Origin of the sequence: Rhodococcus sp. MTM3W5.2 (assembly GCF_001984015.1) — a bacterium.
GTDB lineage: Bacteria > Actinomycetota > Actinomycetes > Mycobacteriales > Mycobacteriaceae > Rhodococcus_G > Rhodococcus_G oryzae.
The window spans coordinates 613,160-627,747 of the sequence record NZ_CP019572.1 but is presented as its reverse complement, the minus strand read 5'-3'; the positions used below and the strand labels follow the sequence as shown (position 1 = coordinate 627,747).

10 protein-coding genes and 2 pseudogenes are annotated in these 14,588 nt (G+C 67.4%); 7 read left to right on the top strand and 5 right to left on the bottom strand.

What is annotated here, in order from left to right:
* Positions 1-70: 70 nt before the first annotated feature.
* Positions 71-190 carry a hypothetical protein gene (locus BTZ20_RS28840; protein WP_262982580.1) on the bottom strand — a complete coding sequence of 40 codons (120 nt, stop codon included), beginning with the start codon at positions 188-190 and terminating at the stop codon, positions 71-73.
* Positions 191-342: 152 nt separating this feature from the next.
* Positions 343-420 (bottom strand): annotated as a pseudogene (locus tag BTZ20_RS28835) (DUF4259 domain-containing protein); the annotation flags it as partial.
* Between the two features lie 507 nt (positions 421-927).
* Between BTZ20_RS28835 and BTZ20_RS02940 the strand changes: the two are divergent.
* Together BTZ20_RS02940 and BTZ20_RS02935 are read left to right on the top strand one after the other, a co-directional pair.
* Positions 928-3,177, top strand: a pseudogene (locus BTZ20_RS02940) (MMPL family transporter); the annotation flags it as partial.
* A gap of 128 nt (positions 3,178-3,305) precedes the next feature.
* Positions 3,306-4,238 carry a hypothetical protein gene (locus BTZ20_RS02935; protein WP_077040320.1) on the top strand — a complete coding sequence of 311 codons (933 nt, stop codon included), beginning with the start codon at positions 3,306-3,308 and terminating at the stop codon, positions 4,236-4,238.
* A 30-nt stretch (positions 4,239-4,268) separates the two neighbouring features.
* Here the strand turns inward: BTZ20_RS02935 and rox are convergent, their stop codons facing one another.
* On the bottom strand, positions 4,269-5,699 hold the full coding sequence (rox, locus tag BTZ20_RS02930; protein ID WP_077040319.1) for a rifampin monooxygenase: 1,431 nt from the start codon (positions 5,697-5,699) through the stop codon (positions 4,269-4,271).
* 457 nt (positions 5,700-6,156) lie between these two features.
* Here rox and BTZ20_RS02925 point away from each other — a divergent pair, with 457 nt between their 5' ends.
* Together BTZ20_RS02925 and BTZ20_RS02920 are read left to right on the top strand one after the other, a co-directional pair.
* Positions 6,157-8,271, top strand: coding sequence for an acyltransferase family protein (locus tag BTZ20_RS02925; protein ID WP_411269137.1), 2,115 nt, complete (start codon positions 6,157-6,159; stop codon positions 8,269-8,271).
* Between the two features lie 524 nt (positions 8,272-8,795).
* The gene (locus BTZ20_RS02920) at positions 8,796-9,479 is read left to right on the top strand and encodes a hypothetical protein (RefSeq protein ID WP_189636572.1); all 684 of its coding nucleotides are present in this window, start codon (positions 8,796-8,798) and stop codon (positions 9,477-9,479) included.
* A gap of 1 nt (position 9,480) precedes the next feature.
* Here BTZ20_RS02920 and BTZ20_RS29655 read toward each other — a convergent pair whose 3' ends face one another.
* Complete coding sequence (locus BTZ20_RS29655) at positions 9,481-9,912, bottom strand: nitroreductase/quinone reductase family protein (RefSeq protein ID WP_077040316.1); 432 nt, start codon at positions 9,910-9,912, stop codon at positions 9,481-9,483.
* 3 nt (positions 9,913-9,915) lie between these two features.
* Positions 9,916-10,491, bottom strand: coding sequence for a pentapeptide repeat-containing protein (locus BTZ20_RS02910; RefSeq protein WP_077040315.1), 576 nt, complete (start codon positions 10,489-10,491; stop codon positions 9,916-9,918).
* Positions 10,492-10,578: 87 nt separating this feature from the next.
* Here BTZ20_RS02910 and BTZ20_RS02905 point away from each other — a divergent pair, with 87 nt between their 5' ends.
* From BTZ20_RS02905 to BTZ20_RS02890, 3 genes are all read left to right on the top strand, one after another.
* The gene (locus tag BTZ20_RS02905; RefSeq protein WP_077040314.1) at positions 10,579-11,175 is read left to right on the top strand and encodes a TetR/AcrR family transcriptional regulator; all 597 of its coding nucleotides are present in this window, start codon (positions 10,579-10,581) and stop codon (positions 11,173-11,175) included.
* Between the two features lie 222 nt (positions 11,176-11,397).
* Positions 11,398-13,767 (top strand): ATP-binding protein, encoded by a 2,370-nt coding sequence (locus BTZ20_RS02900; RefSeq protein ID WP_077040313.1) that lies wholly within the window; start codon positions 11,398-11,400, stop codon positions 13,765-13,767.
* Positions 13,768-14,097: 330 nt separating this feature from the next.
* Positions 14,098-14,571 (top strand): flavodoxin family protein, encoded by a 474-nt coding sequence (locus tag BTZ20_RS02890; protein WP_077040312.1) that lies wholly within the window; start codon positions 14,098-14,100, stop codon positions 14,569-14,571.
* Positions 14,572-14,588: the final 17 nt, after the last annotated feature.

Genomic DNA, 14,588 nt, shown 5'->3' with positions numbered 1-14,588 from the left:
CCACGCAGCCGCAGCGCGTCACGGGGTCCTCTTGGACCCCGTGCCGCGGCAGCGGGCTGATCGACCGTGCTCAGCTCAGCGCCATGAGGCTCTCCAACCTGCTCTGGATCGGCGCCCGCCACGTCTCGAGATCCTCAGGACCGTTCTCAGCCCACAATTCGTACAGCTCCGAGGTGTCGCTGTCGGCGATCGCGCGTTCGAGAGTGGCGAGGATCCATGCGCGCTGCTCCGGGGCAACGATCCGACGTACGCGGCGGCGTCGATGCCCTCGAGCTGCGGGGGCGCCTGCCGAAGTCCGTGGGCCACCGCGACGATCTCCGCAAGAGCGATGGCCGCCTGCGCGTCGTCGGCCTCGAGGTACCCCTCGTCGACATGCCCGCTGAAGTCTTCGATCTCGAAGTCACCTGCCCGCAGCGCCACGAGCAGATCGCCCGCTCCGTCGTTCTCGAACGGTCCCGAACCCCATGTCCCCACGCCTCGCTCCTCCTGATCCGCGGGCCGCTCGGCCCGTCGCGCCGACCCTACGATCGATCACCGACAGCCGCACGTGACACTTCGCCCCGACAAAGAGGCGCGGCGGTTGGTCGGGATTCTCAGAACCTTCTTAGAGGACGTCCGTGAATCACTCTTGGACACCTGACCACCAGGGAATTCACCCTTCGCCGTGCACCTTCCGCCGGCGCTTCGGTCGGCTGACCCCGCCCGATCAGCATTTGACTGCCCTCCAGAACCGGAGACCTTGCGTACCGTGAGCCTCGCAGTACCGAGCAGGCCGAGAACCGGTGGGGACAGTCGCCTCGACATGCGCGGGGCATATCGGGCTCGGCGTTCGTGAGGCCGGTACGTGCACCACCAGGGGGGAGCGCAGCAGGTGTTCGCTACGTGGGACGGATCGCTTATCGCCTGCGGTTCACTGTGATCGGATTGATGGTCGGTCTGATGCTCGCGCTCGGGGCATATGGCCTCGGGGTCGAGAAGCAGCTGAGCCAGAGCGGTCTGGTCGACCCGGGATCGGAGTCCGTGGCCGCCGCAGAGCTGGCCGACGGCACCTTCGGCCGCGATACCCGCGCGGACGTGGTGCTCCTCTACACCGCGCCCGAGGGCAAGACCGTCGACGACCCGGCGTTCGGCGCGAGGATCACCAAGAGCCTCGACGAGCTGGCTGTCAACAACCCGGACGAGATCCTCAAAATCAACGCCAGCTACTGGCAGACCAAGATCGCTGCTGCCATGATGGCCGATCCCTCGAAGGAACACGCCATCGCGAGCGTTGCGATCAAGGGCGACAACGACACCGAGGTCGCCGCGAATTTCAAGAAGGTCCGCGACGAGTTCTACATCGACGGGGTCGACGTCCAGCTCACCGGACTGCAGCCGGTCACCGGCACGCTCAACGACACCATGGCCAACGACCTGCACCGGATGGAGATCCTGGCCATCCCGGCCGTCGGCGTCCTGCTCTTCTTCATCTTCGGCGGCATCGTCGCCGCGGCCCTGCCGCTCATCGTCGGCGGCCTGACCATCATCGCCGCCAACGGTGTCGTCAAGGCACTGGCTCAACTCACCGAGGTCAACGGGTTCGTCCTGTCGGTGGTCTCGCTGATCGGCCTCGGCCTGGCGATCGACTACGGCCTGTTCATGGTCAGCCGCTTCCGCGAGGAGATCGCCGAGGGCTACGACACCGGCGACGCCGTGCGACGCACCGTGATGACCGCCGGCCGGACCATCGTCTTCTCCGCGACGATGATCGTCGCCAGCCTCGGCGGCCTGCTGATCTTCCCGCAGGGCTTCCTCAAATCCATGGCGTACGGCGCGATCGCGGCGGTCATCCTGGCCGCACTGATCTCGATCACGCTGCTGCCGGCGATCCTGGGGACCCTGGGCCCTCGTGTCGATGCGCTCGGACTCAAGTCGATTCGCAAGACCAAGACCACCGAGGAGATCGAGAACGGCATCTGGGGCCGGCTGACCCAGTGGGTGATGAAGCGCCCACTGAAGGTCGCGATCCCCATCGTGATCGGCCTGCTGCTGCTCACCATCCCGATTTCGGGGATCAAGCTGGGCGGGATCAACGAGACCTACCTGCCGCCGGACAACCCGACCCGCCTCGCGCAGGAACAGTTCGACGAGCTGTTCCCCAGCTATCGCACCGAGCCGATCAAGTTGGTGTTCGAGGGCGCCCAGGGCACGCAGCAGATCACCCAGATCGTCAAGGAGGCCAACGGAGCGCCCGGTCTGGTCGAGAAGTTCACGATCAACAACGCAACCAAGGATGGCGTGACGGTCTTCAAGGCCGGCCTGGTCGACCGCAACGACTCCGAGGCGACGATCGACTACCTCCGCGCGATGGACGTGCCCGACGGGGTCACGATGATGGTCGGCGGGACCCCGGCGATCGAGCAGGACTCGATCGCCGCGCTGCTGGACAACCTGCCGCTGATGATCGGCATGGTGGTGCTGCTGACCACGTTGCTGATGTTCCTGGCCTTCGGATCGCTGGTGCTGCCGATCAAGGCGGTGCTGATGACCGCGCTGGGCCTTGGCGCAACCCTCGGCATCCTGACGTGGATCTTCATCGATGGCAGCGGAGCCGGTTTCATGAACTTCTCCCCCGGCCCGATCATGTCGCCGGTCCTGGTGCTGATCATGGCGATCGTCTACGGCCTGTCCACCGACTACGAGGTGTTCCTGCTGTCCCGGATGGTGGAGGCGCGGGCGCAAGGTGCGAGCACCACCGAGTCCGTCCGGGTCGGCACCGCGCACACCGGCCGCATCATCACAGCTGCGGCCCTGATCCTGATCGTCGTCACCGGTGTGTTCGCGTTCTCCGAGCTGGTGATGATGAAGTACATCGCCTACGGCATGATCGCCGCGCTGATCATCGATGCCACCCTGATCCGGATGTTCCTGGTGCCCGCGACGATGAAGCTGCTCGGCGAGGACTGCTGGTGGGCGCCGGCATGGATGAAGCGTATCCAGGAGAAGCTGGGCATGGGCGAGCCGGTCCTCGCGGACGAGCGGATGCCGTCCGACATCCCGGATCTCGCCGCATCTTATGGCCCGGCGCCCGTACTGGAAGTCGGCTCGGAAACCGCGATCCCGCTGAAGACCGTTGGTGCCGAGTCGGGTCCGTCCTTCTTCCCTGCTTCCGAAGCACGGCGGAGTCGGCGTTCGGCAGGCGCACCGACGATCAGTGTTGCCGAACTGATTGCGCGGCAGAACCGCCTCCGGGTCCCCCGGAGCTAGCAAGGGGGACATGGCTGGCTGCGCCAGAGAGCCAGCTACTGCTTTGTAGGCTCGGCGCCATGTCGAACGCATTCCTGGCACCTGCGGGCGCCGAGTTGACGATGCCGGAGCGAAGCACGGTCACCTCACATCCGGCCGGCTGGCTCGTCTCGTCGCCCGAACGGCTGGAGGTGTTCGACGCGACATTCGGTCGATCTCTGTTCGCAGCCGACTTCGAAGGATGCGGCGCTTCGACGGTGTCCGGCGCGCTCGACTATGCGGCGGTCAGTCTTCGAGACCGAGCGCAGCTGCGCAGGCTGGACGGATCAGTCGTCTGGGAGCACGTCCACGACGGTTGGCCGGAGTGGGGAACCGGTTCCGCGTACTGGGATTCGGCCAGCGAGACATTCGCGTTCACCGAGCCGGGTGACGACAGTGATCGCTGGTGCCTTGTCCGCGCCGGGCAGATGGTCGCATCCGTCGAACTCACCGACCTGACAGCGGGAGGATCACACGTTTCCCGCACCCGCAGTGGGCATCTCGGGCTCTCGATCGGCGCGGGGCAGGATGGCTGTGCGGTCTATTGGATCGACCCGATTCGGCTCGGCGATCGTCTCGACCCGCTCGTCTACGACGAAGAGATCGTCTTGGACGTCGGCCGAGTCGATTCGGTGGTGACGCTGACACACGAGTCGGACATCATGCGCGTGCGGCCGACCGTGGACTCGGATTCGTTCATGTCGATACGTTCTGAAGACATCGATTCCGGCATCGACGAGGGCATGCCATTCCACTGGGTGGTTGGTGCCGAGGATCGATTCGTCGTCTGCGTCGGAGACGACGACTACCAGGTATTTACCTCCAGCGCAGCAGATCTCGGTTCATGGACGCGGCTCGATCTCCCGTCCGGCCTCGGTCCCGATGCCACTCTTGTCGGTGGCGTCAACGGATTGTGCGCGAGCTGTGACTGGCCATCAGGAGTGGTGCGCCTCTGGCACGGTCCGATGGTGTGAGCGGAACGCGGATACCCGGGTCACACGCGCTCAGCCGGCCGCAGCGCCGAACCACGTGGGCAGCTGGCCGATCAGATCCTGTTGATCCTCACCGACCCAGGCCACGTGGCCGTCCGGCCTCAGCAGCACGGCGGGCACGTCGAGTTCCTCGCTGGCATCGATGACGTGATCGACGCGGTCCGCCCAGCCCGCCACCGAGAGTCCGCCGGCCTGGTCGAGGAGTAGCCCGCGGCCGGCGTGCATCAGCCCGTAGAGCCGGCCTCTGTTCTTCAGCCCCATGTCCCGCAGACGCCGGCCGAGCAGCTCATGCCCCTCGCCGAAGTCGTAGCGGACCCCGATCGCGGTGATCTTCTCGGTCAGGAACCGGTTCACCTCCTCGAAGTCCATCAGTTCCGACAGCAGCAGGCGCACGGACCGGGGACCCGGTTCGGTGGACATCAGCTCGGACTGCACGCGGGTGTTGTTCAGCACGTCGGCTGCCACCGGGTGCCGTTCGGTGTGGTAGCTGTCCAGCAGCCCCTCCGGCGCCCAGCCGCCCACCTCGGCTGCCAGCTTCCAGCCCAGATTGAACGCGTCCTGGACGCCGAGGTTGAGACCCTGCCCGCCCAGCGGCGGGTGGACATGCGCCGCGTCGCCGGCCAGCAGCACCCGGCCGACCCGGTAGCGCTCGGCCAGCCGGGTGGCGTCGCCGAAGCGGGACAGCCAACGCGGTGAGTGCACGCCGAAGTCGGTGCCTGCGAACACCCACAGCTGTCGCTTGAACTCCTCGAGGGTCGGCGGGACCGACCGGTCCTCGGACACTCCCTCGGCGGGCACGACGACGCGGTACACCCCGTCCCCGGAGGGTCCGGCGCCGAATCCCTTGTTGGTCTTGCGGACCTCGGCCACGACGGCGTCCAGGGTCTCCGGCGGCGCGGCCACCTCCATCTCGCCCAGCAGCGACTCGACCCGGGTGGGCTCGCCTGGGAAACCGACGCCGAGCAGCTTGCGCACCGTGCTGCGGCCGCCGTCGCAGCCGACGAGGTAGCGCGAGCGCAGTTGGGTGCCGTCGGCCAGCAGGGCGGTCACCCCGTGACCGTCCTGGGTCAGCCCGACCAGTTCGCAGCCGCGCCGGATCGGGGCGCCGAGTTCGGTGGCGTGCTCGGTCAGCAGGCGCTCGGTGACGGGCTGCGGGATGCCGAGGATGTACGGATGGGCGGTGTCCAGCCGGTCGGGCCGCGGCTTGGTGATGCCGGCGAAGAAGCCGCCGACCGGGTACTTCGTGCCGAGTGCGAGGAACCTCTCGAGCAAACCGCGCTGGTCCATCACCTCGACGCTGCGCACGTGCAGGCCGAGCGACCGGACATGCGTAGTCGGCTCGGCCGCCTTCTCCAGCACGAGCGCCTGCACGCCGTGCAGCCGCAACTCGCCGGCCAGCATCATGCCGGTCGGTCCACCCCCGACAATGATCACATCGATCATGGAATCCCCCTCGACAAGAGCACACATACTTCGTGAATCCGCGATTTCCGCAGGTCCCGGCTTGGCCCGGCGATTCTGCCGCGCGATGGGGGTCTTGCCGCAAGACCCCCATCGCGCTATATGTTGAGAGTGGCAGGGACTGGGCAACCTCCCTGCCTTTGCTTTCGTCGCCCGCCGTCGACGGACGACCTCCTCGCGAAGCCGCGCGAGCCGCTGAGCGAAGCCCGCCAGACCGGAAAGTGGTCCCGGCGTGGCTCGGGACCTTGAGGGGATCTCGGTGGAATGATTTCGCCAACGCTGCGGCCGGCCGCTGCACCGGACTCCGGTGCGGTGCGTCTGCCCGGATGTACGGGTAGCTGGATCTTCTCGGGGAGGACGGCTGGTCGGGGTGAGCACCGTTGTCACTGCAGAGCAAGAACACCGATCCGACGGTGACCGCCGCACCGATCCCGCTGCAATACGATCCGGGACGAGTTTCCGCCCTGACATCGAGGGTCTGCGGGCCGTCGCCGTGGTCATGGTCGTCCTCTTCCATGCAGGCGTTCCCGGCGTGGGCGGCGGGTTCGTCGGTGTCGACACCTTTTTCGTCGTTTCCGGTTTCCTGATCACGGGGATGCTGTGGCGCGACATGTCGACCACCGGCACGGTCGGCCTCGCCCGGTTCTACGGCGCGCGGGCCCGCCGACTGCTGCCTGTCGGGGGGCTGGTTCTGGTCGTCACCGCGATCTGCTCGGCGCTGCTGCTGCCTCCGCTGCAGGCACGGGACGTCCTCGGCGACGAGATAGCGAGCGCGCTCTACGTCGGCAACTACCGGTTCGCCCTGCACGGCACCGACTACCTGGCCGCCGACGCGCCGCCGTCGCCGTTCCAGCAGTTCTGGTCGCTCGGCGTGGAAGAGCAGTTCTACTTGCTGTGGCCCGCCCTGATCATCGGGGCAGCGTGGCTGGTTAGGCGCATCTCGCGTCGCGACGGCACGACCTCCGCAGCGCCGTTCCTGCTCGTGCTCGCGCTGGTTGCGGCGGCATCGTTCGCAGTCTCGTCGGCCTGGACCGACACGCTGCCGCCGTGGGCGTTCTTCTCGCTGCCGTCGCGGGCCTGGGAACTGGCCGCGGGCGGACTGGTGGCGCTCTCGGTCCGCGGGTGGAGTCGGCTGCCCCCGGCCGCGGCCGCCGTCACCGGGTGGGCGGGCCTGGCCCTGCTCGTCCTCGCCTGTACCCGGCTGGACGAGGCGACCCCGTATCCCGGCACCGCCGCGCTGCTTCCGGTGCTGGGCACCGTCCTGGTGATCGGCGCCGGCTGCGCCGCACCGCGACTGGGGGTCGGTCGCGGGCTCTCACTTCCGCCGATCCGAGCGGTTGGCCGGGTGTCGTACTCCTGGTATCTCTGGCACTGGCCGGTGCTCCTGCTGATGCCTGCACTCCTCGGTCATCCACTCGGCCTGCTCGGGCGGCTCGGTGCGGTCGCGTTGTCCGCCGGATTGGCCATGCTGACCCTGCACCTCGTCGAGAATCCGGTCCGGTTCGCCGCGCCGCTACAGGATTCGGCATCGCGCAGTCTCGCCCTCGGCGGCGCCATCACCGCCGTCGCCGTGTGCGCGGGGCTGCTGCTCCTGGTCGCGCGTCCCGTCCCGGTCGGTCACGGCGCGGCGGCCGCGGATCTGACGGTCAACGCCGCGCCCGCGGCGGCGACCCCGGCCGTCGACCCGCACGACGCCGCGGTGCAGCAGCTCACCGCGCAGGTGCACGCCGCGGTCACAGAGTCGGCCGCGACGCTCGCCGTGCCGTCGAATCTCTCCCCGACGCTGGCCGATGCGCCGGCCGACAAGCCGGAGGTGTTCGTCAACGGCTGCGTGCGGTCCTGGCTCGAGGTCGGTGCGATCGAGTGCGCCTCGGGCGACCCGACCTCGACGACGACGGTGGCCCTGGTCGGCGACTCGCACGCCGCGATGTGGGATCCCGCATTCGAATCGGCTGCCGAGCAACGACATTGGCGGCTCCAGACCCTGGGCAAGGTGACCTGCCCGCTGCTGGACCTGCCGCTCACCAGCCCCTACCTCGGTCGGGAGTACAGCGAGTGCGAGCAGTGGCGAGGCGAGGTCGTCGCGCGGCTACAGGCCGAGCGGCCGCGGTTGATCGTGCTGAGCATGTCCCGGCGCTACGGCGGCGACTTCGGGTTCGACGTCTACGGCCCCGCCTGGCTCGACAGCCTGACCCGCATGGTGGTGCAGCTGCGGGCCACCGGGGCGGCCGTCCTCGTCCTCGGCCCGGTGCCCGATCCGCATTCGACCGTGCCGACGTGCCTATCCGCTCACCTCGACGACGTGACCGCATGCTCGCCGCTCCGCCCGGTCGCGGTGAATGCCGCCGGCGTCGCGGCGGAGGCCGCGGCGACCGCGGCAGGCGGCGGGCAGTACGCCGATCTCACGGAGTTGTTCTGCACCGCGGACCGATGCCCCGTCATCGTCGGCAAAGACCTGGTGTTCCGCGACGACAACCACCTGACGCTCGAGCACGCACTGGCGCTCACGCCGGTCGTCACCGCACTCGCGGACCGCGCACTCGCCCCGCGCTGAGCGCGGCGCCTGCACGCCATTCCCTTCGAGGCATCATCGAATAGTGCAGGCGTAGAATCGGACCCAGGTCCCAGGTCCCACTGGTGGCCCACATTTGGTGCTAGCTTCGTAGTGCACAATGGCCGCGCTCGCGCTCGGCGGGCGCACCGGCGGCAGGGAGGTGCAGCGCTGTGCCCCGCGAGGACGATCACACGCAGACCCGGGTCGGTGAGTCGAATACGAGCCGCCGAGACCCCCACGTTCCGCCCGCCGAGGAGCAGATCCAATGGCCGGAACCCAGCCCCCTCAACGACTGGTGGCAGACCGTGATGGACGGCGGTTGCAATTCTTCGATCTGACCATGCCGGCGAATACCGGTGAAGCGGTGGCCACCGACGATCGGCCACTGCGGAAATGGGGGCGGGCAAACGGAGCTTATGGGAGGGTGTGCGGACGAAACCCGGAGGGAGAACCATGCGCCGCACGATCATCCGAAAGGCCGGCATCGCCGCAGTCGTGTTGATGGCGGCCACTGGGCTGAGCGGATGCCTGGCCCCGGGCACGCCCCCGGCTGGTCGAGCTACACCATCGAGCGGGGCGCACACAGTGCGTCGGTGGGTCGCCCGTCCGGCGTAACCGGTCCCCTCGAGGGCTGGGTCAGCCCCGGTGGCGCGTCGCGGACCTACGACTTCGTACTGACCCCGACTGCCGAGTATGTCCTCACCGCGCCGACCCAGCCCGAGGACCAGTTCGACTGGAACAAGCTGCCCGGCTTCTCGGACTGCGGCGACTTCGACCTTGCTCGCAACGGCGCCATGTTCGGCTGGCGATGGCGTACTGACACGTCGCCCCGCGTACTCGAGATCGTGCCGTATGCCAATGCCAATGGCGTGCATCAATACCCGGAAAGCGCGCTCGTCACCCTCTCCCACGACGACCTCGTTGCCGCTGCGCCCCTGAGGTACTCGATCCAGATCGACGGGTCCGCCTACCGATTCGCCATCGATGGCACCATCCTCGGCCGGGACATCCACGAAACCGCCACGCTCCCCCGGTCCTGCCCTTCCAACCCCACCAGCACCGGGAAGTGGTACGCCGGCTTCTACTTCGGCGGCACGTCGACCGCCCCATCGCAGATGTACGCCTACGTGCGCGAACCTGCCGGCGGCGCGGGGCCCGGTCAGCCCGGCGGGGACGGGTCCGTTGGTATCGGCACTCCCGCAAGCTGATTCATGGTCGCGTCAGGACGCCCACCGGGAACGTACGCCCGGACCTCGCCTCGTGCTTCGCGAGCGAGGGCAGTTCGGGCGCAATTACGTTTCGCCAGAGGCTGTCTCGCTCTTGACCCGTCGCGATCCGTGCCGATACTTCCCACTCCTGATCGGCGATCCGAATCCGGACGGAGTCGGCCGCCGCAAGGTTCCTCATCCAATCGGGGTCGGTTTTCGATCCGAATGCGGAACCCACCACGACGTACGAATCACCGTGCTCGAGGTAGATGACGGGGGCGGTTCGCGGAATTCCGGTCTTTCGACCGGGCACCGTCAACAGGAGAACGGGCAGTCCTACCGACTTCCCACCGAGACGACCGTCTGATTTCCGGTACAGGGCGGCGGTCACTCGGTTGACGAACGCCAATGCGGTCTTCACAGTCGGATGCATCGGTCAGCAGGCCTCCGTGCCGTCCGGCATCGTGACGCCGGTGAGATCGGCGCCGTCCAGGACGGCAGCGGCGAGGTTTGCGCCCGTCAGGTTGGCCTTGCCCAGGTAGGTACCGACAAGGGTGGCGCCGGTCAGGTTGACATCACCGAGGAATGCGCTGGTCATGTAGGCGCCGGAGAGATCCGCTCCGGTCAGATCCGCGTGCCCGAGGAAGGTTGACGTCAGAAAGGCCATCGTCAGGTCGGCCTCCCGCAAGTCGGCCCGCGTGAGAAAGGCGCCGGTGAAGTTGGCATCATGGGCGACCGCACCGGCGAGATCGGCCCTCGTCAGGACGGCCCCGACGAACTCGGCGGAGGTCAGATTCGCTCCCACGAGACTGGCATCTGTGAGGTCGGCTCCCGACAGGTCGGCGCCGGTGAGGTCGGCGCCTGCCAGGTTCGCACCGGCGAGGCTTGCACCCGCCAGATCGGCGTCGAAGAGGCTGATGCTCCCCGAGTCACGAACCGCCCGTTGGGAATTCCAGGCAGCAACATCCGAACAGAGTAGTTCGAGCGGATTCGCCTGCGCTGTCGATGCCATTGAGCCCCCATCTAGGACAAACCAGGTTGACGGCGTCAACCTAACAGCGGCTTGTTGACGGCGTCAACAAGCTTCTACCCTCAGGGGATGCAGGACAGAACCCGGGACACGCGCCGCACCCTGATCGCCGCGGCCAGCGACCTCTTGGCGCGGGGCGGACCGGCTCACGTCACGTTGCGGGCAGTCGGCGCGGCGGCCGACGTGTCGCGGACGGCACCGTACCGTCACTTCCAGGACAAGGACGACCTGCTCAGCACGGTGGTCGCCGAGAAACTGGCCGCGCTGAGGGCGGAGATGCAGCGCGCGGTCGCGGACACCGCGGCGGACTCCACCCCGCTGTTTCGCGCCTGCCTCGCCTACGTCCGCGTCGCCTGGGAATACCCGAACCATTACCGACTCGAGTTCGGAGGCGACTACACGATCAAACCGAGCCGGGTGCTGGTAGACGCCGCAAACGACTTCACCGACTACTTCAACGAGCTCGTTGTCGAGGCACAGCAGAGCAACACCCTCATCGCAGGCGACATCCGAGAAGTCGGCCCTCTGCTCTGGGTCCTGTTGCACGGACTGGCCATGTCCAACTACCTAGTCGCCGACCACACATGCGAGCCCGGTACGGGCTATCAAACCGAGGACATGCACCGCGTTCTCGCCCTTGCGCTACGAAACCTGGCCCCGCGCTGAGCCTTAGGCAAATCACCCAATGGCCTCCCCATGGCCCTGAGGCACGTAACGTCACCCAACACCCGGTCGATACCCAACCGTGCAGGCCGTCTCCCGATTCGGGGCGGCGCCATGGTCCGGTCAAGCTCCGATCGGCAACAAACATCGCCACCATGAGCCGGTCGGAAGCCCGACAGGCGTAGCGTTAGACACCGGAGACCTGCGAGACGGGAGGCCTGCTCGATGACGACCTCCGTGAAGGAGAAGGCAGGAAACCTGCCGTCGGAGTTGACCAGTTTCATCGGCAGGCGCCACGAGATAGCCGAGGTCAGGCGGCTGCAGTCCACCTCCCGATTGGTGACGTTGACCGGCATCGGCGGCGTGGGCAAGACCAGACTGGCGTTGCGGGTCGCCGAGGATTCGCGGCGCGCTTTCGCCGACGGAGTCTGGTGGGTCGAGCTCGGCGAACTGCGCGATTCGGCCTTGCTGGCGGAGACCGTGGCCGCCACACTCGGACTACCGGATCAGCCTGGCCGATCGATGTCCGACCTGCTGATCGATCACCTCTCCACCAGGCAGACCTTGTTGGTCCTGGACAACTGCGAACATCTGCTCGGCGCCGTCGCGGAGTTGGCGGAAGTCCTGCTGCGAGCATGTCAGCGGCTGCGGATCCTCACGACGAGCCGCGAGGTCCTCGGGATTGACGGGGAGCGGGTGGTGCGGGTCCCGCCTTTGAGCGTTCCAGACGCGCAGCAGACCCCACCGCTCGAGGCGATGGCCCAGTACGAGGCGGTGGCGCTGTTCGTCACACGGGCCACCGCCCGGCAGCCGGACTTCGCGCTCACCGAGGCCAATTGTGCTGCGGTGGCAGGAATCTGCGGCAGGCTGGACGGACTTCCATTGGCGATCGAGCTGGCGGCGGTGCGGATCCGGGCGATGTCGGCCGGACAGATCATGGACCGCCTGACCGACCGGTACCGGCTGCTGACCGTCGGATCCCGGGTGGCGCCGACCCGGCTACAGACCTTGCGGTCGTGTGTGGACTGGAGCTATGAGCTGTGCGGGGCGCGAGAGCAGCAACTCTGGGCGTGGCTGTCGGTGTTCGTGGGCGGTTTCGAGCTGGATGCGGCCGAGGGCATCTGTCCCGAGGAACTGGTCGGCAAAGAATTTCTGGATGCGGTGGCCTCGCTGGTGGACAAGTCGGTGCTGGTGCGTGAGCAGGTCGGGGAGGTCGTGCGCCTGGGCATGGTCGAGACGATCCGCGACTACGGCAGGGAGAAGCTGCGCGAATCCGGCGACCTAGACAGGGCTCAGCGGCGGCACCTCTTGTGGTACGAACAACTGGTGCTGCGGGCGGAGTCCGAGTGGATCGGCCCTCGCCAGACCGATTGGATCGCCCGGCTCGATCGCGAACAGCCGAACCTGCGGGAGGCGCTGGCGTTCAGCCTGACCGAGCCGGTCGTCACCACCGATCCAGATGTGAACGCGCGCCTCACCAATGCCATGTTTGTTGCGTTCTGGTTGTGCCGCAGCCAGTTGGCGGAGGCCAGACGTTGGATGGACCGCTCTCTGAAAACCGCCGTCACCGCGCAGGCCGAGGAACGCCTGAACTCGTTGTACGACGACACCGTGTTGGCGGGGATGCAGGCAAAACCCGACGAGGCTGCGGCGAGGGCGGCGCAATGCCGTTCGCTCGCAGATCAATTGGGTGACCCGGAATCGCTCGAGACCGCGAACTACGCGAGCGGCTATATGGCGTTGTTCACCGGAGACCTCGCCGCCGCAATCGAACCGTTCCGCGCCGCTCTCGCCAGCGCAGGCGTGCGGTCCGAGATCGGGCCCGCCCCAAGGCGAGCCGGGTACGAGATCACCCGACAGCTGGGAGGCCTCCTCGGCCTGGCAGGCGCGAGCGGACTGCTGGGGGACGAGGAGACGGCCGTCGCCTGTCACGAGCAGATCCTGGCGATCACCACCCCGCGAGAGGAGTCCTTCTTCCGCGCGCACTCGTCGTGGGCTCTCGGACAGACAGCGCTGCAGGCGGGGGACGACGACAGGGCTGCCACCCTCACGGCCCAGGCGTTGCGGCTGAGCCGGAAGATCAACGACCCGGCCATGACGGGCTGGTGCCTGGAGTCGTTGGCCTGGAAGGAGAGACGCGAAGACAAGCCGGCGCGTGCCGCCGTCCTGATGGGCGCCGCGGAGGCGCTCGCGAAGGCGGTGGGAAGCGAGTCGGTGACCCTCACGTACCTGCAAGGCCATCACGACGAATGTGAGCGACTCACCCGCGACGCACTGGGGACCCGCGCGTACGGCGAGGCCTTCCGCACCGGCATCGAGATGGGTGTCGACGACGCGGTCGCCTACGCACTCGGGGACCGCCAGCCCGACAAGCCCCGGGCGACGCCTGCCGCTCCGCTGTTGACCCGCCGCGAAGCCGAGGTGGCCGAACTCGTCGCAGAGGGACTGACCAACAAGGAGATCGCCGCAACGTTGGTGATCTCGCCCCGCACTGCGCAGGGCCATGTCGAGCACGTCCTGTCCAAGCTCGGGTTCACCTCGCGGACACAGATCGCGGCCTGGATTGCCGAGAATCAAAAGGCTCGACACCCCTGAACCGAGGCCGGGGAGACGGCGGGGCTTTCGTCGCACCCGGACTCATTGCTTGCCTGTATCTGAACATCTGCCCCGGTATCGCCGGGGGCGGGCAGCGGCTGCTCGATGACGGACTGCCGAGTTCGACATGGACGCTCACGCACCGGGAGACCGGCGAACTGGGCGAGATCGCGATGGTCTACGACCGTGCGCGCTGATGGCCTCTGTGACGATGCGAACACCGCGTCCTCCCGAGCGCAACAGCCGCTAGTCTGACGACGCAGCTCGAAGGGGACGGGGTGGGGAAGGCGAGCGTGTCGGCGCCATCCCGAAATCGAGGGGAGCGTCTTCATGAAGTCGATCATTATGTGCACCTCCGTGTCTCACGGAAACACGAAGCGGATCGCGGACGTCATGGGCCAGGTGCTGGATGCCCGAGTTGTCGAACCCGAGCAGGTCGACATCGCGGAACTCGCCGCCTACGACCTCGTGGGATTCGGGTCAGGGATCTACCTGGGGTCCTTCCACTCGCGGCTGCTCGAGTTCGTCGAGTCACTCCCGGAGGGGCAACGGCACAAGGCATTTGTCTTCGCCACCAGCGGATTTCCCGATGCGCGGCCCCATGCCTTCTCCCGCCCCCTCGTACGTCGTCTCGGACAGAAGGGCTTCGAGGTGATCGACACCTTCTCTTGTCGCGCGTTCGACACCTATCTTCCGTTCAGGCTGGTCGGCGGCATCCGAAAGGGACGACCGAACGCCGCGGACCTGGAGTCCGCCCGCACATTTGCCGAAGGGCTGCCGGCTCGGGCCGGTGCCAGGCCCTGACCGATTCGATTCTGTAA